Source organism: Paenibacillus sp. BK720 (assembly GCF_011761545.1).
Lineage (GTDB): Bacteria > Bacillota > Bacilli > Paenibacillales > Paenibacillaceae > Pristimantibacillus.
Genome location: NZ_JAASRQ010000001.1, coordinates 781,824 through 808,008, shown reverse-complemented (window position 1 = coordinate 808,008; position 26,185 = coordinate 781,824). Strand labels below are relative to the sequence as shown.

General features: G+C 48.0%; 20 protein-coding genes. 3 read left to right on the top strand and 17 right to left on the bottom strand.

Going from position 1 to position 26,185, the window contains the following annotated elements; genetic code table 11:
* Positions 1-11 precede the first annotated feature (11 nt).
* The 14 genes from FHT67_RS03435 to FHT67_RS03370 form a co-directional block, all read right to left on the bottom strand.
* Positions 12-1,406 carry a sulfatase-like hydrolase/transferase gene (locus FHT67_RS03435; protein WP_167195701.1) on the bottom strand — a complete coding sequence of 465 codons (1,395 nt, stop codon included), beginning with the start codon at positions 1,404-1,406 and terminating at the stop codon, positions 12-14.
* Positions 1,363-2,805, bottom strand: coding sequence for a sulfatase family protein (locus FHT67_RS03430; RefSeq protein WP_167195698.1), 1,443 nt, complete (start codon positions 2,803-2,805; stop codon positions 1,363-1,365). The genes FHT67_RS03435 and FHT67_RS03430 overlap by 44 nt, the downstream gene beginning before the upstream one ends.
* Positions 2,806-2,823: 18 nt before the next feature.
* Positions 2,824-3,783 carry an ABC transporter permease subunit gene (locus FHT67_RS03425; protein ID WP_167195695.1) on the bottom strand — a complete coding sequence of 320 codons (960 nt, stop codon included), beginning with the start codon at positions 3,781-3,783 and terminating at the stop codon, positions 2,824-2,826.
* 18 nt (positions 3,784-3,801) lie between these two features.
* A complete protein-coding gene (locus FHT67_RS03420) occupies positions 3,802-4,662 on the bottom strand; it encodes a carbohydrate ABC transporter permease (RefSeq protein WP_167195692.1) in 861 nt (286 codons plus the stop codon).
* Positions 4,659-6,905, bottom strand: coding sequence for a DUF5696 domain-containing protein (locus FHT67_RS03415; protein WP_167195689.1), 2,247 nt, complete (start codon positions 6,903-6,905; stop codon positions 4,659-4,661). Before FHT67_RS03415 ends, FHT67_RS03420 begins: the two co-directional genes overlap by 4 nt.
* Entirely contained in the window at positions 6,902-9,040 is a 2,139-nt protein-coding gene (locus FHT67_RS03410) for an SMP-30/gluconolactonase/LRE family protein (RefSeq protein WP_167195686.1), read from the bottom strand. Before FHT67_RS03410 ends, FHT67_RS03415 begins: the two co-directional genes overlap by 4 nt.
* A gap of 20 nt (positions 9,041-9,060) precedes the next feature.
* On the bottom strand, positions 9,061-9,963 hold the full coding sequence (locus tag FHT67_RS03405; RefSeq protein ID WP_208403099.1) for a carbohydrate ABC transporter permease: 903 nt from the start codon (positions 9,961-9,963) through the stop codon (positions 9,061-9,063).
* A complete protein-coding gene (locus FHT67_RS03400) occupies positions 9,963-10,853 on the bottom strand; it encodes a carbohydrate ABC transporter permease (protein ID WP_243866887.1) in 891 nt (296 codons plus the stop codon). Before FHT67_RS03400 ends, FHT67_RS03405 begins: the two co-directional genes overlap by 1 nt.
* A 73-nt stretch (positions 10,854-10,926) precedes the next feature.
* Positions 10,927-13,725 carry an extracellular solute-binding protein gene (locus tag FHT67_RS30480; RefSeq protein WP_208403098.1) on the bottom strand — a complete coding sequence of 933 codons (2,799 nt, stop codon included), beginning with the start codon at positions 13,723-13,725 and terminating at the stop codon, positions 10,927-10,929.
* A gap of 204 nt (positions 13,726-13,929) precedes the next feature.
* Positions 13,930-15,042, bottom strand: a complete 1,113-nt coding sequence (locus FHT67_RS03390) for an ABC transporter ATP-binding protein (protein WP_167195676.1) — start codon at positions 15,040-15,042, stop codon at positions 13,930-13,932.
* A gap of 459 nt (positions 15,043-15,501) precedes the next feature.
* Positions 15,502-16,026: a DinB family protein gene (locus tag FHT67_RS03385; protein WP_167195673.1), complete on the bottom strand. Its 525-nt coding sequence runs from the start codon at positions 16,024-16,026 to the stop codon at positions 15,502-15,504.
* Positions 16,027-16,071: 45 nt separating this feature from the next.
* Positions 16,072-16,329, bottom strand: a complete 258-nt coding sequence (locus FHT67_RS03380; protein ID WP_167195670.1) for a hypothetical protein — start codon at positions 16,327-16,329, stop codon at positions 16,072-16,074.
* Positions 16,305-16,874, bottom strand: coding sequence for a type 2 periplasmic-binding domain-containing protein (locus tag FHT67_RS03375; protein ID WP_208403097.1), 570 nt, complete (start codon positions 16,872-16,874; stop codon positions 16,305-16,307). The genes FHT67_RS03380 and FHT67_RS03375 overlap by 25 nt, the downstream gene beginning before the upstream one ends.
* 877 nt (positions 16,875-17,751) lie before the next feature.
* Complete coding sequence (locus tag FHT67_RS03370; RefSeq protein WP_481856667.1) at positions 17,752-18,978, bottom strand: RHS repeat-associated core domain-containing protein; 1,227 nt, start codon at positions 18,976-18,978, stop codon at positions 17,752-17,754.
* Positions 18,979-19,108: 130 nt separating this feature from the next.
* Between FHT67_RS03370 and FHT67_RS03365 the strand changes: the two genes are divergently transcribed.
* The 3 genes from FHT67_RS03365 (at position 19,109) to FHT67_RS03355 (ending at position 22,144) form a co-directional block, all read left to right on the top strand.
* Positions 19,109-19,993, top strand: a complete 885-nt coding sequence (locus FHT67_RS03365; protein ID WP_167195662.1) for a pirin family protein — start codon at positions 19,109-19,111, stop codon at positions 19,991-19,993.
* Positions 19,994-20,104: 111 nt separating this feature from the next.
* The gene (locus FHT67_RS03360) at positions 20,105-21,370 is read left to right on the top strand and encodes an oxalate decarboxylase family bicupin (protein ID WP_243866885.1); all 1,266 of its coding nucleotides are present in this window, start codon (positions 20,105-20,107) and stop codon (positions 21,368-21,370) included.
* A 66-nt stretch (positions 21,371-21,436) separates the two neighbouring features.
* Positions 21,437-22,144 (top strand): cupin domain-containing protein, encoded by a 708-nt coding sequence (locus tag FHT67_RS03355; protein ID WP_347880072.1) that lies wholly within the window; start codon positions 21,437-21,439, stop codon positions 22,142-22,144.
* Between the two features lie 98 nt (positions 22,145-22,242).
* On the opposite strand, the gene FHT67_RS03350 is transcribed toward FHT67_RS03355, so the two are convergent.
* The 3 genes from FHT67_RS03350 to FHT67_RS03340 are packed head-to-tail and all read right to left on the bottom strand — an operon-like array spanning position 22,243 to position 26,158.
* Entirely contained in the window at positions 22,243-23,328 is a 1,086-nt protein-coding gene (locus tag FHT67_RS03350; RefSeq protein WP_132303951.1) for an ABC transporter ATP-binding protein, read from the bottom strand.
* The gene (locus tag FHT67_RS03345) at positions 23,325-25,019 is read right to left on the bottom strand and encodes an ABC transporter permease (protein WP_167195659.1); all 1,695 of its coding nucleotides are present in this window, start codon (positions 25,017-25,019) and stop codon (positions 23,325-23,327) included. The genes FHT67_RS03350 and FHT67_RS03345 overlap by 4 nt, the downstream gene beginning before the upstream one ends.
* Complete coding sequence (locus FHT67_RS03340) at positions 25,019-26,158, bottom strand: ABC transporter substrate-binding protein (protein WP_167195656.1); 1,140 nt, start codon at positions 26,156-26,158, stop codon at positions 25,019-25,021. The genes FHT67_RS03345 and FHT67_RS03340 overlap by 1 nt, the downstream gene beginning before the upstream one ends.
* Between the last annotated feature and the right edge of the window lie 27 nt (positions 26,159-26,185).

Sequence of the window (26,185 nt, the reverse complement as noted above, 5' to 3'; positions counted from 1 at the left end):
CCCTTCATACCTTAATCCATATCACCCACCTTCAAGCGCAGCCGCTCGAGTTCGGTCTTAAGCGCTTCGACAACAGACGAGTATTCGTCTAAGGCATATACATTGTTTAATTCATGGGGATCTTTAATAAGATCGAACAATTCCCATTCCTTTGGCGTGGAAATATCCGTTGTCCCGCTTGCGCCTAGCGCCTCGCCGTAATAATAAATAAGCTTATACTTATCCGTTCGAACACCATAATGGCTATAGACGCCATGTACGGGGTCAAGATGCATCCAATAGCGGTAATAAACCGATGTTTGCCAATCCTGCGGTACATGACCTCTCACAACCTCTCGAATGCTGTCACCCTGCATCGGTTCCGGTATCGGAATACCCGCGTAGTCCAGGAAAGTCGGGGCGAAATCCACATTCATCACGAATGCATCTGAATCCACACCCGCCGGGATTTCCTTTGGGTACCGCATGAGGAATGGCATCCGCAGTGACTCTTCGTACATGAACCGTTTATCATACCAGCCGTGATCACCAAGATAAAACCCTTGGTCGGAGGTGTAGATAACCATCGTGTCCTCTTCCAATCCTTCTTCCTTCAAGTAGTCCAGCATTCGTCCCACATTCTCATCAATAGAAGCGACGCAGCGCAAATAATCTTTGATGAAATGCTGATACTGCCATTTCTTTGCTTCGGCTGGCGATAGCTCCTGCGGAGCTGCATACTTCGGAATCCGCTGTGGCAAATCCCGGTCAATTCTCATTTTGGCCGCTGCCGCCGCACTTGCCCGATTGCTGTAATCGTCATAGAACGTAATCGGTTCGGGAATATCTACGTCTTCGTAAAGCTCCGCATGCTTCTCATCCGGCTGCCATGGACCATGAGGCGCTTTGTAATGACACATTAAAAGGAAGGGCCTGCTATTATCCCTATCCTGCAGCCATTGCAAGGATAAATCAGTCGTTACAGTCGTGACATACCCTGGTATAGTACGCTTCAAGCCCATCTCAATAAACTCTGGATCACGATAAATACCTTGACCAGGCAAGATGTTCCAGTAATCAAATCCCGTCGGGTCATTATCGCCCCCGTGTCCCAAATGCCATTTCCCAATCATTGCGGTTTGATAGCCGGATGCTTGCAGAAGTTTGGGAAAAGTCATCTGCCGTCCATCGAACGAGTCTTTCAATGTCTTTACTCCATTCACATGGCTGTACGCCCCGGAGAGAATAACCGCCCGGCTTGGCGCGCAAATGGAATTTGTGCAAAAGCAATTGTTCAACCGGATGCCTTCAATGGCGATTCGATCCAAATTTGGTGTCTCGTTGATTCGACTGCCGTAACAGCTCATCGCTTGGTAGCCGTGATCATCGCTCATGATGAATAATATGTTCGGTCTCTTCGCGCTCACTTTTCACCTCTCCCCCCTCCTGCCCAGATTGTGCAGCTTGCAACCGCAACTCGAGCCTCATAGCCATCTCCGCTGTCCGTTCGTAATGTACGGAAGCTAAGTTGCAGAGCTCCTGCGTGTCATTCTCCAGATCATATAATTCAATTAATCCGCTCACATGTTGGATGAGCTTGAACTGTTTATCGCGCAGGCATTGAAACTGTTTGCCCGTACTCATAATGAACGAGCGATGATCATTTGTTTCGTCTTTCAGCAAGCCGGAGAAAGATATGGCGTCAAGCCCTTCCGGTGTAGGCAAACCTGCTAAATCGCTGACCGTCGGATTGAGGTCGATCAGCTCAATAAGGGCATCGCTGACACGACCGCCTTGTATACCCGGTCCCGCTGCGAGAAGCGGAATATGGATGGAAGGCTCATAAGGCAGGTTCTTATTGTAAAGCAAATGATCGCCAAGCATTTCCCCATGATCGCTAGTGAAAATGATATACGTATTATCCTCCATTCCTCTTTTCTTGAGGGCGTCCAGAATGAGGCCAATCTGATCATCGATAACCTCAATCGCCGCGCAATACTGACGACGGGAAGCGGTAATTTGCTCCTCTGTGATGTTCTTTTCCTGCCTCCGGCGTATCCACTCCGGTTTGGAACCCTCAGCCGCTGAATCGAATGCCGCAGGCGGCATCGGCTCAAAGCGGTAACGATCCGCATATTGCGTCGGAGGGTCAAAGGGAGCATGCGGGCCAACGAAACTTACGAACGAGAACCAAGGATAATCATCGGGAACCGTTTCGATCCACTCAGCCGCTCTCCGTCCGATATAGCAATCTTCGAAAGCCTCCGTTGGCAATGCAGAATCCCGGTACCAGTTCTCGTAGCTTTTTTTCTTATCCCGATTACGGTAATCCTCATAAAAGGATTGCAGAAGATTATGCTTCTCCAGATAGTTTGTATACGGACCAATAGGTGTCCTTGATGATCCGGCATGCGCCTTCCCTTCACACTGCTCGGGATGAGTGAAACCCCATCGGTAAGCATCCGGTCGATCTCCGTAACGTCCGTTATAATGATTGGATTTGTTCAAATCCAATTTGCCGACGCAATGCACCCGGTAGTCATTATCGCGAAATCGTTGATAAAGCGTAGGCAGCTGCGGGTCTAGCACATGCGAGTTATCGACAAGCCCAAGTCTTGCAGGCTGCAGCCCCGTTGCGAGCGCGATCCGAGCGGGTACACATAAGGGAGCGTTAGTGAAGCAGTTCGTAAATCTGACGCCTTTTTCCGCTAAACGATCCAGGTTGGGGGTTTTGAGAAAGCTGGCCCCCATGCTTCCCAAATAATCGAACCGGTGCTGGTCATCCATAATAAATAACACATTGGGTTTATCGATAGATGCTTTCAAAGACTGGCACCTCCATTCTTATTCGATTAATCCGGTACGTTCCACGCTTTCGATAAACCAACGCTGCGCAAACAAATAGAGCAGCAACGGCGGCATAATGATCAGGAACGATCCTGCCATCTTGACGGGTTCATCAAAGATCGACGGCCCCGTCTCCAAAGCCTGTTCATTTAACTGAGAGGCGATTTGCGAGAGGCCAAGCGAGAGCGGCACTTCTGTAGCGCCGATCAAATAAGCACCAGGGGTATAGTAGTCATTCCAAGTCCAGACAAATGAAAACAAAAAGACGACCAGAATCGCAGGTTTGGCAAGCGGAAGCATTACTCGGAAGAAGGTTCGCAGAAGTCCTGCCCCGTCCATACGGGCGGCCTCCTCCAGCTCTTTCGGCTGCGTAGCGAAAAACTGCCTATAGATAATGACGAACAAAGCTCCTTTCAGTCCATGCCCGAACAGAGCCGGGGCAATGATCGGCACATAAGTCCTCATCAGGTCCAGCTGGTTCGCCGCAATAAGTTCCGGCAAAATAATTACCTGCTGCGGCACGACAAACGAAAGCAGCAAACAGGCAAACCAGAACCTTTTTAACGGAAAATCAAGTCTTGCGAATGCATATCCCGCTATTGCGCAAGAGAGGGTCTGCAGGATAGATACGGCAAGCGATAGGGAGAGACTAATTCGGAAAGCCGCCGGAAAGTTGATTTTATGCCAAGCATCCGACAGCGTTCCTGTAAATACGGTATGAGGCACCCAGATGACCGCGGGATCAAGCAAATCCGCAGCATTTTTCACCATAGTCGTGATCATGTAAAGGACCGGACTCAAATAGATGAATGCAATATCACTAAGCAGCAAGTAAATAAACAACCGGAATATCAGACCTTTATCCGCCTCTTTGCCCAACAGCAGATGTCGAGTAATGGTCAGTCCCTTTCTTGGCCGAAGCCGCTTCCTTAGATGATGAACCTTAACTTGGGGCACGAGTTATTCCTTCTTTCCTTACACATCGGATACCCGCGATTGACGGGACAAACGGTTAAACAACAAGTAAATAAGGCCAAGGAATAAGAAGATAATTGCAAAATAAATCCAAGCAAGCGCGCTCGATTTCCCGTAGTCTTTGATATTGACCTGAGTCAGAATCGGGTTAGACGGAAAAGTAAATAAATCGACCGTTGTATAAATAAAGTTGAGCAAAACAAACGGCAGCATCGCCGGAAGGGTGATCTTCCAAAAGGTATCCCATGGATTAGCTCCGTCAATGCGAGCCGCTTCATAGACCGAAGGAGAAATCGTCTGACGGCCTGCAAGAAAAATCAGAATCTGCACCCCGGAATACCACAAAATAAGCACGAAGGAATCCAGGATGTTCGTGATCGGTCCCGCCCATGATGCAGGCAAATAGGTATTCGCCAAATCGGATAGATGATAGCTGGTTAGAAAGTCGACATTCCCTTGTCCCTGCCCAATTAATTCCGTCACCACTTGTCCGGTCGTAAAGATGACGGGAAGGAAAAAGACCGCGCGGAAAAAAGTCCTTCCCCAAAACTTCTGATTGAGCATAATTGCCACAAGTAATGAGAATACAACGATTACCGGCAGCATAAACAAAGCTTCGCGAAGAAAAGGGATCAGCTGATCATAGAGCAGACCGGCATTTTCGAATAAAATAAAGTTGTAATAATACAGACCTTTATACGTCGTATGAATCCCCGTCGCCGTGATCTTGACCTGATGGAAACTCATATAGAACGAATAGAGTAACGGAAGCGCCATGAATAGAACAAAACCCGTTATCCAGGGAACGATAAACAAAGTACCTCCAAGCTTGCGGTACGTTGAATAGTGAAATCTCTTCATTCATTCGTACCTCCCTTGACAATCGCGTACCCGCCGGGAGGAACAGTCACATCCCCGTCGGTATAGGCAATCGTTCCGTAGTTAACCACAATGCGTTTGCCTCCTGAATAGGTGGTTTCCCTCACTTGATCGCTCAAGATTCGGTGGCCGACTATGAATTGATCCTGTACATCGCCTAGCGCTTCATTCCAATCCTTATACTCCTGCGCAGCCGTTTGCTCCCAGGCTTGATACGCTGGACTATATAGATGAAGATGCTCGGCATCTTTCCATTCCTCGGAAGCGGTATAGGTAAAGGTGTAGGAAGGGTTGGCTCCATATTCGAGATCGTGCAGAAACTCAATATGAAATTGATCCCTTTCGTTCGAGGCCACGGAAGTATAAGGTACAAGTCCATGCAGCGCGATCTGCACGAATGGAATCGCCGCATTCGAGAACAAATCATAGGAATAATCCTCGTTTAATCCAGTTATCCCATCCAGCCAAGGAAGGGCATAGAGATTACTTCCGTATCCAATGACTTTCCCGACGGAGTCTTTCAGCTTCTTGATCGTATCCTGCTGCATGTTGAGATTCTCCGCTCGGGTAGAGCCGTATTTGGAGTTATAGTCACTGGTTAGAATCTGGCCGATTCCATTCAGTTCAATTCCGTCTATCCCTAAACTCTGGTAGTACTTTATATCCTTGCCGATGATCGTATCGTTCACAAACTTCAGGCTTGCAAGGTTGCCAATCGTAGTCCCTCCGTAGTCCCTTACTCCCTGTCTTCGCGAAGCGAATCCGCCAGCCCCAGTTGTGTTCTGCGAATAGTCAGCGTTCAAGTAGACCGGCACATGAATAGAGTGAGCATAATCAATGAATTGCTTCATTCCTTTATCGCCGCCTAGGCGTTGATCGACCTTGGCCAACCCTCCGCTTGCCCCGATTCCGCCCTTTTGCCAGCCCCGGTACAATACTTGCATATGTTCGATGCCTAGCTGATACAATTGCTTCGTTATCTCCATAGCCTGATTGGTCGTTGTACCTTTGATATAACGATCCCACAGCAGCCCCGGCGCTTTATCGCCCCCCACGAGGACGATATTCATCGGAACTTTATCCGCGGCAGGTTTTACAGGCTCAAGATGCTCGGTTTCCATTAAATATTGACGGTAGCGTTCGGCCATACCAACGTAATCCGCTTTCGTGCTTTCAAGCAGCAAGTATCTCGTAATACGATCACCGTGGAACCGATTGTCCTTGTCATAAGTGATATAAAACTTTCCTTTGTCGCGGTTCGTCACCTGCTGATAGGAGCTCCGGTAATCCGCTTGGGAGGTGACCCAGTTGTAGCTGCTTAACGCCCCGGCAGGCGAAGCCAGCACTTCGCTATATTCGGAGCCGGCCTCCAGCACCGCTAGAAAGGAGGTTTGGTTGTTCTTGATCCCGTAGACTGGCGCTGCTACACGTTTGCGAGAATCATAAGAGCTGTTCACGGTATAGGCAGGATCTGCTCCGTATACCGGTTCTCGATAAATTTGAGTGCCGCTGGTGCGGTAAGGATCGAAGTTGATCAGTGCACCTGAGCCATCCGGAATAAACAAATAGCCGTCTTGGCCAACGGATCTCTCCGCTCCGAAAAACGGATACAATCGAATCCACAGCAAGCTAAGACTGCCTTCCTGTAACTCAGAATCGATAATACGAGTCGTAACGGAGTCGTTCTCCAGCTTAACCTCGATCGGAATCGCGATTTGCTTCGATGGCATTGTGAAGGTAAGCCGAAACCCTCCGTCAATCATATGAAGATTTGAGATCTTGCTGTCCTCGTCGAGAAAATTCGAATCCTTTGGCTGAGCTTTGCTCGCATTCAGATCAATATATTGGAACATGACAGGTGATCGCAGATTCGTCCTCCAACTTCCCATTGTTGTCTCATCCGCCCATTGAGTTGGATCAGGATAAGATCGCCAGATTCGGCCGTCCCTTTTGTCCTCTACTAGGAAATGAGCCGTTTCCGGATCCAGCTTGAGACGATAACGTTCGTTTTCGCTGACCGTTTGGAAGCTTGATTCAATCGGAAGCTCTTGTTGACCCTTCGCGGCTGTAACCGCCCGGGGCTTAGCGGCCGCTTGGACAACTGAATTCTCCTCCCGGTCGATTGTTTGAACTTGAAGGTGAGTAACGATAAAGGCAGCAAGACCAACCGCCACAAGCAGTTGCAGCCATATTCGGAGTGGTACTTGCTGCAGCAGCCGCTTCATCGAAACCTCACCTCCTCATAGATTTCATTCAAGAACGATACGAGATCACCGCTTAAACCGTATAAGATGAAGATTAATAAAGCAGCAAGCAGAAAAGCAGCAGCCGTTGCCCCGATATTGACCATTGTCTCGCCGAACGTGTAATTTTGAATGGACTGAATATTCCAGATGACAAGTAATCCGATCCAGATGACCATGCCGTTAAAGAGAAACGAATATATCGATTTCTCCGATAACGTCATGGAATTGGAGAGAATCGCAAGCGGAATGCCAACTATGACCAAAGGCAGCAATACGTAACTGGAGGCAATAAATACATCCTTGTATCTTCCCTCTCCTTGCAAAATCGAACTAACGAAATAGTGGCATAATACCCAGCCATACCATATAGGCGCAAGTTCCGTGAATAGTAATATAAGGTTAAGGCGCTGCGGATTCACAGGATTAAACAAATAACCGGAATAAAGTCCAAAAATCATGACGGCGCCAAATGCTAACGTCAGTAAGACGAAGGCACTGAGATAACTTCCTTTTCGCTCATGCCGAATGGCAGCAAAACCATCGATAGGATGACGGATAATCGTAAAGATATGCCTTAGTTGAACGCCAATTGAGTGAGTAGATTTAGGTCGGCTTCGCCATGCCGTCCCCCACTCGGTGTAACGGTTTAAACGGTTGAACAAAATCCATGCAATCGCCGCGATGAGTCCCGAGGTCGCAAGTGTGGAGAAATGGGCTTGAAACCAAGCATATCGGATTTGCCATAGAGCGTTGGAGTAACCCTTTTTGCTGCCGCCATCGTAGAAATAGGTTCTTGCCTGTTCATAGTTTCCTTGCTGGTAAGCCGCTTTCCCAAGCCCTCGCAAAGCTGGAGCAAAATAGACATTGATCCGCAGAACCTCTTGCCACGCGCTTTCGCTCTCTGCATAACGTCCTTGTAAGGTCATAGCGTTTGCTTTATTCACTAGAGCGCCAAATTCCGTAAGACGAAATTGTTGAATAATTCCTTCCTGATCGTCCAGAACAAAGAGATCGCCGTTCGAACTCGAAGCAATTGCGATCGGGCTTTTCATCAGCCCAAGCTGAGTGGCGGAATCCGCGGAGATTCCGCCCCAGAAGTAGAGGAGATCCCCATTGGCATCATATTGGCTTAATACCTTGTACTGCTTGTCGATGACCGTAATATTGCCGAACCGATCGACGGTCAGATCGGCAAGCTGAGGCTTTATGAAGCCTTTCCCTCCCGAGTTGTTCCGCTCGAAATGATTTACCTCGCCAAACCTTCCCGCCGAACCGCCCTTTAGCAGATTCACGCCGCGGAAATTCAGTTTTTTGACTTGATTTCTCGAAATATCGCCGCTCGATGTGGTATACAAAAGTCCGTTCGCATCCATCGTTACGCTGCTGATCGAGACTGGCAGCTTGCTGACTTCGTTGTCGTACATCTGTTTCGTATAGAGCAGCCGCTTTACTTTATCGAGAACGCCAAGCCGGGTCTGATTAGATCCAAAAAAGCTTTGAACCTTACCATTCGGAGCCAGCACCAGCAAACCTTGATAACCGCCTAGAGTTACGATATAGAGATATCCCCTCTTGTCGACCGCCAATTTAACCGGATCGTAAATGTAGGTACTCGGTAGGATTGGAGATTCCGGTTTCTTATACTCCTGTACGAGCTTTCCTTCGCCCGTTAACCTTACGACACGTTTGTTACCCGTATCCGCTACGTAGATATCGCCTTGTGCCGTGACGAATATTCCTTCCGGCTTGTTTAACGGACTATCCGGCACCGTAATGAAACGCTGCAGCTTGCCCTGCCGATCAAATACGGCGATTCGATTATTGCCCGTATCCGCTACATAAATCACATCGTGTTCGTCGATAAACAGATCTTTAGGATTCAGCATTGGAGAGGCTGCGTTATTGCCCGGCTTATTTTTATCCGGCACCTTTAATCCCGAGCCTATAATACGGACGGGATTATAGGCCGGTTGTGTCCATACCAAATCTCCGTTGCTGTCTTTGGAGTTCGTTATATACGGAACTTCCGCCGATGCTTCGTAAGGAAATAACGTCAGCATCACCATGACGAGCATTAAGGAGAGGTATAATCGTTGTTTTTTCATGCTTGCCATGTTGAGTGCCTCCTTTCGTTTTACTTAATTCCCGAGTGAGCCATCGTTGCAATGACTTTCCGCTGAAACAACAAGAAGATAATGAAGTTAGGCAAAAATAAGATAAGCGTTGCTGCCGCAGCAGCTCCTTGACGGGCAATATCGTTCGCAAGACCATTTGTTAATGTTGATAGAAAAAACGGAAAGGTCCTCATCGATTCCTCTTGCATGAAAAAGGAGGAGGTCTCTACATTTGCCCAGCTGTTCTGGAAAGAGAGAATGGCAATCGTCGCCACCGCAGGCATGCATAATGGCATTAAGACACGTAAAAATAATGTCCATTCGCCGGCACCGTCTATCTTCCCCGCTTCAAGCAGCTCATTGGGCACCTGATCGAAGAACTGTTTCATTAAGAAAACACTCACCGGGGCCGCAAGATGAGGCAAGATATGGCCCCAATACGTGTTCATCAAATGCAGCCTTACAATGACCAGATAACGCGGGATCACAACCGTCTCCGGCGCGAACATTAGTGACAGCAAAATGATGGCAAAGAACAATCGATGCCCCGGGAATTTATGTTTGGATAACGGATAAGCGCATAACGAACTGACCATAATCATCCCAACTACGACGACTATCGCAACAAAGATGCTGTTGAATACATAACGGGACACCGGCACAAGTGAAGAATTAGAAATAAGGAATAGCTCCCTGAAATTCTGGAACGTTGGATGTTGTACAAAAATCGCAGGAGGATAGGCAAACAGCTCACTGTAAGGTTTCAAGGAATGGTTGAAAATATACACGATCGGAAGCAGCATGAAGAGAGAGAATAGGCTCAGGATGAGAACCAACATCCACTGAAAACCGTCCGTGCGATTCAGTCTGCTGCTCCTCCCGTATGAAAGTAATCGCTTCTTCACGATAGATACCCCTGCCATCATTCATCCCCCTTGTTGCCAAACAGCTTGAATCCCAGACGATTGCAAACATACATTAACAGAAGCAAAAATACGGAAACCGCCGATGCATAGCCCATCTCAAACCGGATGGATCCATAGTCGTCAATATGATTAATAAGAAGCGTTCCCGCATATTGCGGAGTTGGGTTCTGACCGGATAATTCGACGCCGATATGTCCTGCTTTGAACGTACTAACGATCGCCATGACCGCACCAAATAACATCTGCGGCTTCATGGAGGGTATGGTGATATACCATATCTCCTGCAGTCTGCTGCGGATGCCGTCCAATTTGCCTGCTTCATACAGCTCCCGATTTACGCCAAGCAAGCCAGCGAGCATCGCCAGAAATCCAACACCCATACTCGACCAAATCGTGACGGCCATCATTGAGTTCATCAAATGCTTCTGATCGCTCACCCAAAGAATAGGCTCGCTGATGACTCCAAGCTTTAGCAAAAAGCTGTTCAAATACCCGATGCGATCCCCGCTTAATAAAGGCAGCCAGATGACGCTCATGGATATTCCCGCCGTTAATGACGGGGTGTAGATGGCAAGCGCGTACCATTTCCGGGCATATGCCGGAAGCTGAACGATCAGCCAGGCGAGCAGGAAAGCCGCAATATAGCCACTAGGCCCAACGATAAGCGCGAACTTGATTGTATTAGGCAGCGCATATTTCAAGAACACAAGATCCTGCGAAAACAAATATTGAAAGTTATTCCAGCCGATAAACCGCGGGCGTTCTATCGCATTGAAATACGTAAAACTAAGCACAATCGCGAGCACAACAGGAACAAAAATAAACGCTGTAAAACATAAGGCAAACGGAGCGAGAAACAGATACGACAAACGATGTTTCCATATCATCGTTATTACTCTTGCCGGAAGCGGGAGGAGCGTCGCCTTCTTTGACAGTGTCCGGCTTGCTGTCAATTGTGCATCATCGCGGGACATACCGGTTCACTCCTTCCCATGGTGCTGTGATAGAGGGTACAGGCAAGGTATGCTGTACTGCTCCTTTACTATCAACAAATCCGAACTCCTGCTCTTTCCGCATGATTTCTCGGTTAATATTCGTTATCGCTTCTTCAAGCGACTCCCTATCGTTCATTCCATCAATAACGGTACGGTTCCATGCGTTGGTCAACTCTCTCTGCACCATATAGGAGCCTGGGAGATTCGGCGCTTCCTTCATCCATCTCCATTGATCCAAAATCACTTTTAAATCTTCTTTCTTCCATGGCAGCCGGCTGAACGCTTCGACGTTGGCCGTATTCCAGCGAAATGCCGTACCGTTGAAGGACTCTAGCTCCGATCCGTACAGTTCCTGCACGTCCGCTGACATTAACCATTTCAAAAACGTCCAAGCTTCTTGTGGATGTTTACTGTTTTTATAGATAAAACTCGACGTCTGACCGCCACCTGTCCATCGAACAATCGTCCCATCCGCTTGCTTCGTACCTGGAATCGGCGCGATGCCCCACCATCCTGTAAGTTCAGGAGCTGCAACCAGCATCTGAACGTACATGTTGTAATCCGCTATACCGATTGGCATATCGCCCTTCCGGAAATGCTGAAAGAAGCTAGGTACAGATTTCTCCATACCGTATATCGAAAACAAATCGGTCCATTGCTTAAAGCCCTTGAAGCCTTCCGGCGTATCCAGCGCTGATTTCATGCCGTCCTTCGTAAACAACTCCGCCCCATTTTGATAAAAAAACGTCATAAAATCACCCGGAGGTATATAAAAGTTATAACTGTTCTGAAGTAATGTTGGCATCAAATCATACACATCATCCCATGTGTCCGGCACCTTAAGTCCAAGCTGCTGTAAAATATCTTTTCGATAAAATAGCACTTTAAACGATTGAGTTTCCGGCAACGCGTAATATCCGCCGTTATACACGTAAGGGAGCAGCGCTCCCGGTGCGAATTGATCCGCCACTTGCTGGAAATCAGGGAAGCTATGAAGATCAAGCAGCGCATTTCTCATTGCAAAATCAGACGGTTTATCCTGCGGCTGCCCTAGCGCAACATCCGGAGAAAGGCCTGCAGCATTGGATAGGACAAGCAGATTCTCATTTTGCAGCAGATTTACTTTAACTTTGATTCCCGTTTCCGGAGTGAATGAATGATTGGCAAGCTCTTGGAGAAGATCAACGTAATCTCTTCCCCTGTTCACCCATACATTCAACGTGTCTTCCTCTACCTCACTGGTGTACCGATGACGGGTGAAGCTATATACAAAATTGTTAAACATGCCGATAGCTTTCTGCCCCCAATTCGCCTCCATAGAAGGAAGCTTCTTGCCCGCCGGTACGATATAAATCTGATCCAGTTGAAGCGGCGATTTGACAAGGGTCTCTCTTATCCCGCCTATCTGCTCAATAATGTCCGTTAATTCGTCCATATGGTATGGAATAGTATTCGGTTTTTTCAAATAACTGTTTATTTCCTGTGCCGTCGTCTGGAGCATTTGCGTTATATTATCCGATCCATGATTGGCAGCCTGCATGGCATCCGACATTTGCAATAGCTGCGTCCTGGCTAGCCCCAGCGTTTGCGGCAATTCCGGGAACTCCTCAATAATATTCCAGGTTCGGTTTTTATCAACCTGTCCACCTGTCATCGCGCGAATCTCCTGATCCGCTGCGCGAATCGTGTTGACCGCCTGCTCGCTAAGCGCAATCACTGATTGATACGGAGCTATACTTGCTGTTAAGGAAAGCGTATGATTGCCTTTTTCCAAATAAAATTCGTAATTCTCGCCAGCGGAGCCGGTAAGCACCGTACCTTTCCATTTGGAGAAGTAGGGAAAACGGTAGCTTAATAGTTCGCGGAACGGAACTTTGCCATCAATGGCAATCGTTCGGAAAACCGATAAGTTAGAGTTGAACCCTTGATAGGAACGCATGGCAATCCGGTAAAGTCCGCTTTCTGGAACTTGGAATGTCCACGCCGCAGTCTGACCGCCGTTTTGCCACCGGATGCCGCCAAGCGTGTTGAGCGTTTGGTATCCCTTTGCTTTCGGTTTCGTTAACGGATCTTGATCAACGCTAAGCTGAATGGCAGGATCATTTTTCCATACGGCATCTTCGGCCTGAACAATCTGAGTTGCCGAGGAGCTTATTTTCTTTGTTTCCGGATAACGAGAAGCGACACTGGCATAGTCGGGAATGGATCTCGGCGGATGAAGCTTCAACTCTCCGATGACGATCGGATCGGCTCCCGAGAATCGCAGCGTATGTTTGCCTTTCGTGAAATGCCATTGAAAGGGTTCATCATAGCCCCCCGAAGAATCGGTTAATGTCTCATTCAGCCATTCATTCTTCTCATTCGAACGTGGACGAATATCGTCACCGTAATCATTGGTTTTCATCGGCATTTCATCTTGAAATTTGCGCCAAAAGGTTAGAGAGCGTGCCTCCCGAAATGGGATCACACCGTCAATTTGCAAAGACAATACGGCAGGACGACGGCTGGCAGTTGTGGAAGATGCAGCAGAGTTAGAATAGGAATGATAGGAGACATTCAACTCATATAGACCATCCGAAGGAATAGTCACCTCGTATTCAATCCAATTGTCCTGCCCGCTTTTCCAAATAAGCACCCCGGATTCGCCTTCGTATTCCCCAGCAATAGACAAATCCTTATCGGACTCGCCTGATAAGTTTGCTCCCTGAAGCGAGACCGTTTCCGTAGCAGGCTTCAGCCCCTTCGCCACCCAGTCTTTATACACGTTTAAATAAAAAGGACCGGGATCATTTGCTGCTGGAGAAGACGGAATGTTAGACAGTTGCCGAGCATCCTGACCTGTATGCATGGATGTGGGGTCAGACTCACCTTTGAATCTTGTAAAGATCAGGCTAGCGACAGCCAAAATAAGGATACAAGCAATCACTGCTCGCTTGTTTCTCATAAACGGTATTCCTCCTGCTGCCGGTTAATCTAGCAAACAAACACCTGAATCCACGTCGAAAAACAACGCTTTGCTCATGTTAATGGTTACCTGAATTGGAGTGTCCTCTTCATAACGATGAAAGGGATTAACTCGGGCGATTAAATTATTCTTGCTTCCTATATTGAGGTACAAATATCGGTCGGCCCCCATTAGTTCACTGTGCAACAAGACACCGGTAACATTCGATGTGGGAAAGCGGTCCGGATTGGGCTGCTCTATGAATACATTTTCCGGACGAACACCAAGCTCTATAACCTTATTCACCCGATTGTTCGAACGCAGCGTATGTTCTTGTTCACGAGACAGCTCAAGCATAAACCGTTTCGTCTGAAACTGAAGCCTCCCATTCTCCTCAACCACCCTACCTTCAATAAAGTTCATCGGGGGTGAACCGATAAAACCCGCGACAAACTTGTTAGCCGGATTATTGTAGATTTCCTCAGGTGTTGCGACTTGCTGAATCCGTCCATCCTTCATGACAACAATTCGGCTTCCCATCGTCATCGCTTCTGTCTGGTCATGCGTTACGTAGACCATCGTCACCCCGAGCTGCTTCTGCAGCTTTACAATTTCACTGCGCATATGCACACGTAATTGAGCATCCAAATTAGAGAGTGGCTCATCCATCAGGAACACTTGCGGTTCGCGCACGATGGCTCGCCCTAGCGCTACCCTTTGGCGTTGCCCTCCGGACAATTGCTTGGGTTTGCGGCTTAGATAGGATTCAATTCCCAGAACTCTGGAGATTTTCTTCACGCCGATATCGATTTCATGTTTTGGCGTCTTCCGTAGTCTGAGACCGAAGGCGATATTCTCGTAAACGGACATATTAGGATAAAGCGCGTAATTTTGAAAAACCATTGCGATATCACGGTCTTTAGGCGATAAATGATTGATAAGCCGGTCACCTATGTGTATCTCGCCTTGGCTAATATCTTCTAGACCTGCTATCATCCGAAGCGTCGTCGATTTGCCGCAGCCTGATGGACCAACAAATACGACAAACTCGCTTGACTCGATTTCGAGATTGAAATCCGTTACGACCTGATGTTTGCCATAATATTTGAATACGTGCTTGAAAGATATGCGGGACATCAGTCATACCCTCTTTCGTGACATTTCCACTGTTTCCGATCCTATTATTCTCACTAAAAAGGTCGGAATTGTACCTTCATTTTATACGATGTCATTTTGAGGGTAAATGTAGATATGTAGAGCTCAATTGTCATTTTGTCTAGTCATTCTGCAATCTCCAGAGAAATGCCCTGCCTCGTTGAGTCAAAAGCGAGTCAAATACATCGCCCCATACGGTCATACGCTAAACAAACAAGAGATAGGGAAAACAAATCATGGACTTAAAATGACATTCTATCAGGAATTACCACTTCCTTCCAAAACGATTATCACAGCGGACGTGGACTACAAGCCGGCCGCCCAATACGAGCATGGTCCGCACATTTTTTGAACGCTTCATTAGAAAAACAAGAGGTCGACCAACGAAATGGTCTACCTCTTGTTTTAACGATAGCAACGATGCCCGGCATTGACGTTGTCTTAGTGTCTCCACTGTAAAATGTGTTTGCTTGAATCTTGAAGGAGTTTAGTCATATATACAATTTGTCCGGTATGATAGGATGAATGCTCAACTACAATCAGAATGATTGATAATACTGTGTGCGTATAGTCATTAACTGAAACGTTAGCGCCTTGGGGATAATGTATCGCTACCTGTTTACTTAATTCGTCTGGATTGAGTTCACTCAAAACCTTTTTACTTTGCTCACGAACATTCTTTAAATGCTCAATAAGTTCTACGCCAGTGTAACCGCTATCGGCTAGAAACTCATTTGACCTTTTACGTATAAAAGGCTTACCGCCGATTCCGCTTACTATATGCTGATGTTCACTTCCGGCAAGGTGCAAACATAGATTCCCTATAGAGTTGAGTTCCGGCTTTATTTTTCTCCATATTTCTTCTTCTTGTAAACGAATAATCGAACTTTCAATGGCATTTAATTGTGCGTCCAGCAATTCGATGCTTCGTTCGGCAAATTCCCTCGTAGCTGATCCTTGCTCCAACCCTTTTATCCTGCATTAGTGATTTGTGCTTCAAGCCTTTTACATTCACTCGTTGATTTTGGTGATATAATCATTCATTTGCTTCACGTAGTCTTGGCCGCCCGCTTTATACCAGCCTTGCAACAGCTCGTCGTATCGGGTAATCGGATCCTTGCCCATGATAATCTTCATAATCGTTTGATCCCATACTTTCTGGTAATCCTGGAACTTCGGCTCTTTCGCCGCCTCCGGCAGGAATCCAATTTCCTTCGAGGTTACAACGGTATCAATCGTCGTCTTCAGCCAAGGAGTAATTTTGTCCACAACATCCTTAGGGTACCTACCGCGATGAAGAACGATTGGTCGTTGGCGCGTCTCCTCGAGTTTCTGCGTACATAATAGTCCGTAGGCGCGTCTTTAATAGCAGTCTTCTCGCCATTTTCGACCGTGTAATCAACGCCTTCATAGCCGTTCTTAACGGTATCCCATACATCATCCGTCAACCAGGTATTCAGCACATTAGCCACCTTTTGCGGATCCTTCGCATTTTTCGAAATGGCCCAGAAGCCCCATGTGCCCGTTGAGCTGACCGTACCATTATTAAAGCTTGGTTTGCCGTCCTTGTCATTCACCCAGAGGTAAGTCAATTCCGCATTTGGCGTTTGCTTCTGAATTTCCGGCAGATGCCACGTGTAATGTGCCGCAAAGCCAGGGAATACGCCGGTTACTCCGCGCCAGAACCGTTCTCTGCGTTTTGTATCATCGTTGGTCGCAGAGTCGGGATCAAGCACGCCTTCCTGATAAAGCTTGGCTGTAAACGCCAATGCCTCTTTATAGTTTGTGGCATTCGGATCATATTTCGAGTCCATATACTTATAAGTTAATTACTGAGAATATCCACAAATGCGACTCTGCATATTTATACATGAAATGTATAGAGCTTCAAGCAGTATTAATTCAACACAAAAAATCCCGATCAGCAATGCTAATCGGGATTTTTATTAACGAATAAGTTATTTAGAATACATCTAAGAATTCGCTACGCCTAGTAATTTCTGTAGATAAACTCATCGACATGCTAGAGCCTACACAAATATATTGAACATCCGTATTAATATTTAGATATCTTAACAGCTCGAATATCTCAGAGATATTTTTGCTAGTATCTAATTCTTGCTCTTAAGAGTAATGTAGATTAGTTAAGTCGTTTCTACATAGCTGGATGTTCGAGTGCTGGTATATAGTCGAGGTAAGTTGATTAATTTCCTTGCTCGTAAATGGCCCCACCTGAAATTAAAAAAGAAGAGCTACTCATCAGCAGCTCTCTTTAAAGTTCTTCTCATATAGAGCCAACGTCAATCATCATTTGAATCTTGGTCTTTATCAGTTGGAATAAACCATACAACTGATAACATAATCAAAATACTTAAAATATATGGGAGTAATTGAGTTAATGATTTATGAGCAAATAAATTATAAAATGAATTCAAAATAACTACTAGCACTAAGATTGTGATCGTAATTATTACATTGAATTTGTTGAATCTAATTTTCTTCATATATTCTCCTCAGTGCAGGTATTCTATAAATCTAGATACCCATTCTTTGGTTTTTTATCATGAGCATCAGCCCAATCGAATAAGTAACCTAAAGGATCAATTACACTATATAAATACTCTATAGTAGATCCTAACGCTGCAACTATTGTGGCAATTACGTTCGCTTTTAATGCTGATCTCTTGAGAGCTATTCGCACAGTAAGGGTAATAGCTTCTTTAGCTGCTTTTTTCCTAATTTAAGAGCTTGTTTTCTAAATGCAGTAACTACTGCGGTAATCCCTCCTCCGAATGCTATAGGAATTATCCAATTCAAGGTCCCTACAATAAAAGATTTTGATCTAAAATATTTGAGATTAATTTTATAATGACTACTTGGGTCAATATAATTTACTGGATTATTATTTACATACGTATACAGATTTAAACTGTTAGGATCCGTTACAACTCCACCAAATTTGTCCGCGGTAATAAATCTACCCATATCAGCGTTATAATATCTAGTCATTAAATAATATAGGTTTGTGACTGTATCATATCTATACCCTGCGTATCGATAAGGGTTACTTGATGAAATAACACTTGTAAATTGGGAGATAATATTTCCCCATGCATCATATTGATACGAAGCTACAACATTACCATTCTGATCAGTTAAGTATTTAACATCTCCATGACCATTCAAATGATAATAGTAAGTTTGACCATCCTTGGTCATTGTAACTGGATTGCCTACTTCGTCCCAAGTATATTCAACCGTAATGTTATTATTAGCATCTGTCTCATATATAACATGATCATTTTCGTAATAATAAATGGTTATTCCATCTGCAGTTTGCGTTTGGATTCTTCTGCCTTGCTCATCGTAACTAGCCTTAAATATAGAGGAGCCGATCGCGTTTTTAACTTCAATTAGTTGATCCAATTCATTATAGATATATGTGCTTTGACCATCAGTAACAAAATTTCCATCTTGATCATAACTATAATTTTGACCATTAACAGTAGTTAATTGATTTTCTTCGTTGTATGCATAATTTAATGTATTCGTTTGGGAACCTTTTGTAGTAACTTTCTTAGTCCGATTACCTACTTTGTCATATTCGTAAACAATTTCAGTACCGTCAGCTAATAACTCTTTAGTTAATTGGTTGCGATTATCATAAGTATAGGAAATGTCTCCATCAGCACTTTGGATCTTTGTAATATATCCATTTCCATCATAGGTGAAATTTTGTTTATTTAGTTGAGTTTGAGTAGCTGAATCATTTTCGTATGACTGCAATCTATTACCTTTATCATATGAAGCACTCGTTGTAAAACCATTTCCCCGGATAGTCTTGGACATGAATCCATTTGTGTTGTATTCATAAGTTACGAGGTCTTGTTTCTTCTCAAAAATTATGACGTCACACATGCAGCTGCAGCAAGCTTCAATCGCTTTTGCTTCCCACCTCTTTACACACTTACTTTTTTATAGTATAATATCTTTAAATTAAGATAATTATTAATGAACAGAATTTTAAATATAAGGAGTTGCATCGATCATGACAACAACATTCCGGGCGGTAGAAGGCGTATATCAAGGGGCTCCATTCCATATGGTTGGCAACGGATTCCGGGTATCGAATTATTTCCCCGGCGGCACGAACTTCGGCGAACGCTTTAGTCCCTTTATTCTGATGGATTACAACGCGCCGTTTGTTTTCCCGCCAAGCAATGAGGTAAAAGGCGTTGGCGCGCATCCGCACCGCGGCTTCGAGACGGTTACCATCGCATACGACGGTTACGTCGAGCATCATGACAACAAAGGCCATCACGGGATTATCGGCCCCGGAGACGTGCAATGGATGACGGCAGGCTCCGGTCTGCTGCACAAGGAATATCATGAGACAAACTTCTCCCAACGCGGCGGATTGTTCCATGTCATTCAGCTGTGGGTCAACCTCCCCCGCGCGCACAAAATGCATGCGCCGAAATATCAGGAGCTTCTCAAAGCGGATATGGGATATTCGGAGCTTCCTGACGGCGGCGGTACGGTTCGCGTTATCGCCGGCAGCTTCAACGGCGTAACCGGCCCTGCCCAAACCTTTACTCCGGTTGACCTGTTCGATATCTCGTTCAAAGCCGGCGGCCGGGCAAGCTTCGAGCCCCCTGCGTCCTACAATACGGCGGCGATGGTGCTGAAAGGCAGTGCCGTCATTAACGGAGAGCGAAAAGCGGCCGAGGGAGATTTCGTCCTCTTCACCAATACGGAAGGAACCATTCAGATTGAAGGCCAGACCGACGATACGCTGGTGATCGTTCTAAGCGGTGAACCCATCGATGAGCCGGTCTTCCAGCAAGGACCGTTTGTCATGAACAGCCGGCAGGAAGTTTTTCAAGCCTTCGTTGACTTCCAGGACGGTAAAATGGGACCGGCCGACTTCTAAATCGCATGACAGCCGGGCAGATTGCCCGGCTTTTTTTCTGCCAGCCTGCCTCATAAAAACCAACCCTTCCGTCATATGTTTGCTTGAAGAGCTTATATAGGAGGGAAAGGAATGAACGATTCGAACGCCGGCAGCCATGCCAACGCTTCTTCTAATATGCAGCCTGCTGATTCCAACAACCTGTCGCCTGACGTTAAGGATGGGAAAAGCGAACCGTTTGCCGTACCTCAGCCTTACCGGCCTAGCGATTGCGCGGGCGGACCCGACTTGGGTCCGCGCGATATTATGAGGGACTTGGAAAATCCCGATATGCTTCGTCCCCCGATAACCGATAACGGACTGGTGCCTAACCTGAAATTCTCGTTCTCCGATACGCATATGCAGCTCAATCAGGGAGGCTGGTCCCGCGAGATTACGCAGCGCGAAATGCCGATTGCCACAACGCTGGCGGGGGTAAACATGTATCTGACGCCCGGCGGCGTTCGCGAGCTGCATTGGCATCAGCAATCCGAGTGGGCCTACATGATATGGGGAAGCGCGCGGATTACATCCGTCGATCAGGACGGACGCAATTTTATCGCGGACGTGGAAGCGGGCGACTTATGGTTTTTCCCGGCGGGACTGCCGCATTCCATACAAGGGCTTGAGCATGGCTGCGAGTTCCTGCTTGTTTTTGACGACGGCAAATTTTCCGATCTGAACACGCTGTCGATTTCCGACTGGTTCGCCCATACGCCAAAAGACGTGTTATGCGCTAACTTTGGCGTACCGGAATCATCCTTTGATTCGATTCCGACGGATCAGCTTTATATTTTTCAGGATAACGTACCCGGCCCGCTCGAAAGCCAACAGATTCATTCCCCATACGGCACGGTGCCGCAAAGCTTCAAATACCGCCTTCTTGCCCAGACGCCTATCGTAACGCCCGGCGGTACGGTTCGGATTGCCGACTCCACCAACTTTCATGCCGCCAAAACGATTGCCGCAGCGCTTGTCGAGATCAAGCCCGGTGCGATGCGGGAACTGCATTGGCATCCGAACAATGACGAATGGCAATATTATTTGACCGGACAAGGACGGATGACCGTCTTTGCCGGAAACGGTGCCGCAAGAACGTTTGATTACCGGGCCGGGGATGTCGGTTACGTGCCTTTTGCTTATGGACATTACATTCAGAATACCGGCGATGAGTCCTTATGGTTTCTGGAGATGTTCAAGAGCGACCGGTTTATGGACGTCTCTCTCAACCAATGGATGGCGCTTACGCCAAGGGAACTGGTAAGAGATAATCTGCATGTCGGTCCCGAGCTTCTGAACGCGCTGCGCAAGGAGAAATGGCCGGTCGTGAAGTACCCGGGCAAGTCCTATTTGAAATAGGCGAACGTCCTGCCGGGCGAATGCATAGGATATCCCATTAGTCCAAGTAAGAGAGGCGGAGAGCTAGTGGCGGTATCCTATATGGATTTCACATCCCCTAATGTGCAATTCTGGTACGACGTGAACACAAACACAACGTTCAAGAAAGACAACCGAAACTTTATCAATACCTTGTCGATTGAACAATTAAATACGCTGGGCAATGTTTCCTTGCTTGATATTTACCTAAGCCGTTCGAACGTAGTTGAGCCTCATATTCACCAGAACGCATCCGAATTGGTCTATTGCATTTCCGGTTCTGCCGTTGTATCGATCATTAATCCGTTTACGAAAAAGCTGCTGAACTTCCCGATTCAGCCCGGCCAAGTCGCCAACGTGCCGCAAGGCTGGCCGCATTACGAAATCGCTACGGTGGATAACACCCACCTGCTTGCAATCTTTGACGCACCGGTGCCGGAGTTTATCGGTTATTCCGATATGCTGCGCCTGACGCCTCCCGGCGTGCTTGCCCATACGTACTGCCTGAACGAGCAAATGGTAAAAGAAACGCTGGCACCGATTACGGATACGACGGTCATCGGCCCGCCGGCCAATTGCCAACCGCAGCAAATGACGCGCGAGCCGGAAGCCGGGCAGCCCTATTATTATCCCTATCCCAATGAACCGCAGAACTACGGCCCCTTCGGCCCGTTTGGACCCCAGCCTTACCCACAGCAGCAGCATCCGAAAGCCTTCGGCCATCTCCAGCAGCCCAACCCGCCTTATTTCTTCTAATCCGCAATTATGGTGTTAACAAGGTGAACCGGCTATCGGCGTCCAATCTTTGAATTCAAAAAAGAGACAACCGCATGGTTGTCTCTTTCCTGATGCCTTTATGCCGATTGCTGAGGATACACAAACGCGTCCGAAGCGTTGATCTGCAGAGTGCCTTCCTCACCCGCATCCAGATATTCATCATGCAGGAAGGAGATTGGCTGCCCGTCGGATGTCTTCGCCAGCACCCGCCAGCGCTTGCCTTCGAATACGCTATGCAGCACATGAACGGGCAGCTGGTTCGCCGATGACGCCGGTACAGGCTGCCATTCAGCCGAATCCGGGCGGAACAGCAGGTCAACCTGCTCGGTTGCTTGCACCTTCGGGGAGCCTGGCAGCGTTCCTACGATTTCTTGCCCCGCAATTCGTACGGTCGTATGCTCCCCAACCCGCACCAGCTTGCTCTTCAAGCGATTGCCCGCTCCAAGCAGCATAGCCGCGGACAGGGTTGCCGGGCGATCGTAGCATATTTGCGGACGGTCAATCTGGTCAACGGCGCCTGCCCGCATAATCATCAAACGATCGGCCATGGCAAAGGCTTCATCGGGATCATGCGTAACGTGGAAGACGGTTGTGCCCAGCTGACGGAACAAATAAGCCATCTCCGAGCGCATCTCGATGCGGAGGCGCATGTCCAGGTTCGAAAGCGGCTCGTCAAGCAGCAGCAGGTCGGGCCTAGTCGCCAGAGCGCGCGCGATTGCTACCCGCTGCTGTTGTCCGCCCGACAATTGCGGCGGAAGCCGGTCCTCCAGCCCTTCCAGATGCAGCAGTGCTACTAGCTCCGCAATTTGTTCGCGGATTGCCCCTGCCGCGACCTTTTGCCTGCGTAGCCCGTAAGCGATATTGTCATAGATCGTCATATGCGGCCATAACGCGTAATCCTGGAACACCATGTTGATGCCGCGTTTCTCCGGGGCAACAAGCTTGGATACCGATGCCACCGTTATGCCGCGCAGGCGGATCTCGCCTTCGTCCGGCTGCTGAAGGCCGGCGATCAGCTGAAGCAGCGTTGATTTGCCGCAGCCGGACGGTCCAAGCACGCTTATAATCTCCCCTTGCTTTACCGAGAAATTAATGTTCCGCAGCGCGGTATGGGAACCAAAGGATTTGCCCAGCCGTTCGACTTCCAGTATCGTATTCGTCATGATTTTACCCGCTTTCTTGAAGGTTTAATAAGCAATTCCATTACGGCAATGATCAGAATGACAATTCCCCCGCCGGTCAGCGTTGCGGCTGCCGCGTAACCAAACTGGAGATCCTCGAATGCCTTGTTGATGACAACCGGCAGCGTCATAAAGTTAGGCGGATACAGAATGGACGAGATCGCCAGATCGAATACGCTAGCTCCAAACGCGGCCAGACCCGCGTACAGGAGCGCCCCTTTGATCAACGGCATCAGAATCGTGGTCACTCTCTGGCTGAACGACGCCCCTTGCATCTGCGCCGCCGACAGCAGCTGTCTCGGCACCTTCGCCATTGCCCCGACAACTACGCGAGTAATAACCGGAATCACGCCGGCCACGCTTGCCAGAATCAGAATCCACGGCGTTCCGTACAGCAGAAGTCCAATCTTCTCGAGCCAGGCCTGATTCCAGATGAAGATATACCCGATTCCGAGTACGATACCCGGAACGGCAAGGGATACAAGCGAGATGACGTCAATGGTTTTGCGCAGCTTGAACTGCGAATACGTCAGCACGTAAGCGACAAGGAATCCTACAAGCAGACCGATACCGGCTGCCACGGCGGCAATCTCCAGCGAATGGACAAGGCCTTCGAGCAAATTGCGGTTATTTCCGGTAAATAAAGCTTTATAATGTTCGAACGTCAACTCGCGCCCCTTGCCGGCGGTCGAGCTGCCCGAAATAGACATTAGCAGATTGGAGCCAAACGGAATGCCGATAACCACGGCAAGAAACGCGATATTTCCAATAACAAGGTAAATCCCGCCCTTTCGCGGTTTCTTCGGTTCCGAACGCGTTGCTCTCGAAGACAGGAAATCATAACGCGACTTGCGCATGGCATACAGCTGAACGCTCATCGCCAGGGCAATGAGCAGCACGAGATAAAACGATAACGCCCCGGCCATATCGAAACGGATCGGCGACGTGTATAACGCGGAATAAATCGAATAAGGCAAGGTTGGAAAACGGAAAATGGTCGCAATGGACGCCGGAAGACCAAAATCGCCTACCGTATCCATAAATACGAGCATGGCTCCGGAACAGATAGCCGGAAGCAAAAGCGGAGCTTGAATGGTACGCCATACCGTCCAGCTGGACCCCCCGGACAATCGCGCCGCCTCGCTCAGCCGCTCAACCTTCCACTCCAGCGCGGAATAAACGGTTAGATAAGCAAGCGGGAACTTGCTGAGCGTCATGACGACAATAAGTCCGATTGGCTGAAAAATAAAAGAATGAAGACTATCCCAGCCCAGCCATTTGGCTGCAAGTCCGTCCGCCGAGGCAAACATGACCCAGCCCTGCGCCAAAATGAAGGATGGCGTAATAATCAGAATCCATACGGCAAAATCAAGCAGCTTGGCTCCGCGGAAGGCCCAGTTCGATCTGGCCATCGCGATGGCCGTGCCGATAATGGTGGCGAGAACCGTTGTTCCAATGCCAAGCATGACCGAATTTTTCAACGAAACATACCAAAGCGGCCGCCGGAATACATCCAGCAGAAGCGATAGATCGCCAAGCTCGAAATGACCAAAAAATACTCCCGGGAGGAGTACTTGAATAACGACGGCAATAAGCGGCAGCAGAATAAGTAGAAACAGGACGGCCAGCACGAGCCAGCCAGTCCGGTTTCCTTGAGTCCCGAGTCGCAGCATTATTTCACCGCGTTATCCGCGAACCATTGTTTGATTTCGCCTTCATGCTCGCCCGCCCAGCCGGCTTCCGCTACAACCAGCTTTGCGTCTGCCGCACGGTCGGCTTTTGCTTTAACGCCTTTTACCGATGGCTCGAAATAGCTCTCGTCGCCTTTATCGATAAGCGCTTGCTGGGTTGCCGGATCAAGCAGGAATTCAACGAATGCTTTTGCCGCTTCCTGATGCTTGGACTCCTTCTGAATCGCGGCCACGCGAACCGATGCCGGTGCACCCTCCGCCGGCCAGATAATATCAACCGGTTCGCCGGCATTTTTCAGCGTGTACGCATTGCTTTCTTGAAGAGCTGCCGCTTTGATCTCGCCGTCGGTCAGCGCTTTAGCTACGTTAGGGTTCTTCGGATAAACGTGAACGCCGTTTTTCATAAGGCTTTCGAAATAGGTTTTGCCCTGATCCATGCCTTTGGATTGGAAGAACCACGCTACGAACGGATACGCAGGTGCGGCTACGGCCGGATCGGCCATGCCTACTGCGCCTTTATATTTCGCGTCAAGCAGGTCATCCCATGTTTTGGGAGCGCTGCTTGCGTCAAATGCTTTCGTGTTGTAGACGATAACGGATGCGGCATGCGCGCCAGTTGGGAAGTAAGTATTGTTGGAAGGAACAACCGTCTTGGCAAAATCCGTCAATCCATCCAGATTGCTTGGCGTCCAGTTGTCGAGCAGCTGCCCGTTTTTGCCCATTTGGTCGATGGTTGGCATCGAGTCCATCCAGACCACATCCCAATGCGGGTTGCCTTTTTCCGCTTCGATCCGGGAAGCGATCTCGGCGCCGTTGCCGGATACGATCTCCAGCTTATAGCCTGTCTTCTCTTCGAACATTGGTTTTACGATATCGTCGAAATCATTCAAATATACAACGAGAGGCTCATCCTTGCTTGCGTCCGCCGCAGCCGGGCTTGCCGCAGCATCCGCTGATGGCTCCGTGCTTGCTTCGGTTGTCGCCGAAGCATTCGCTGCACCGTTGCCTGCCGCTGCCGTGTTAGCCTCGTTATTGCCGTTATTTCCGCATGCCGAAAGTGCTGCTGTTGCCGCCAGGACGCTGACAAGCATAAGACCCTTCCATTTATATCCGTTTGCCATTTCTCTTACCCCTCCAATGTCTTTTTC

Bases quoted from the DNA above. Each gene is read 5' to 3' on its own strand.
- FHT67_RS03420 (WP_167195692.1), bottom strand. From the start codon at position 4,662: ATGAAGAGATTTCACTATTCAACGTACCGCAAGCTTGGAGGTACTTTG.
- FHT67_RS03415 (WP_167195689.1), bottom strand. From the start codon at position 6,905: ATGAAGCGGCTGCTGCAGCAAGTACCACTCCGAATATGGCTGCAACTG.
- FHT67_RS03410 (WP_167195686.1), bottom strand. From the start codon at position 9,040: ATGGCAAGCATGAAAAAACAACGATTATACCTCTCCTTAATGCTCGTC.
- FHT67_RS03405 (WP_208403099.1), bottom strand. From the start codon at position 9,963: ATGGCAGGGGTATCTATCGTGAAGAAGCGATTACTTTCATACGGGAGG.
- FHT67_RS03400 (WP_243866887.1), bottom strand. From the start codon at position 10,853: ATGATATGGAAACATCGTTTGTCGTATCTGTTTCTCGCTCCGTTTGCC.
- FHT67_RS03390 (WP_167195676.1), bottom strand. From the start codon at position 15,042: ATGTCCCGCATATCTTTCAAGCACGTATTCAAATATTATGGCAAACAT.
- FHT67_RS03375 (WP_208403097.1), bottom strand. From the start codon at position 16,874: ATGGACTCGAAATATGATCCGAATGCCACAAACTATAAAGAGGCATTG.
- FHT67_RS03370 (WP_481856667.1), bottom strand. From the start codon at position 18,978: ATGTGTGACGTCATAATTTTTGAGAAGAAACAAGACCTCGTAACTTAT.
- FHT67_RS03365 (WP_167195662.1), top strand. From the start codon at position 19,109: ATGACAACAACATTCCGGGCGGTAGAAGGCGTATATCAAGGGGCTCCA.
- FHT67_RS03360 (WP_243866885.1), top strand. From the start codon at position 20,105: ATGAACGATTCGAACGCCGGCAGCCATGCCAACGCTTCTTCTAATATG.
- FHT67_RS03350 (WP_132303951.1), bottom strand. From the start codon at position 23,328: ATGACGAATACGATACTGGAAGTCGAACGGCTGGGCAAATCCTTTGGT.
- FHT67_RS03345 (WP_167195659.1), bottom strand. From the start codon at position 25,019: ATGCTGCGACTCGGGACTCAAGGAAACCGGACTGGCTGGCTCGTGCTG.
- FHT67_RS03340 (WP_167195656.1), bottom strand. From the start codon at position 26,158: ATGGCAAACGGATATAAATGGAAGGGTCTTATGCTTGTCAGCGTCCTG.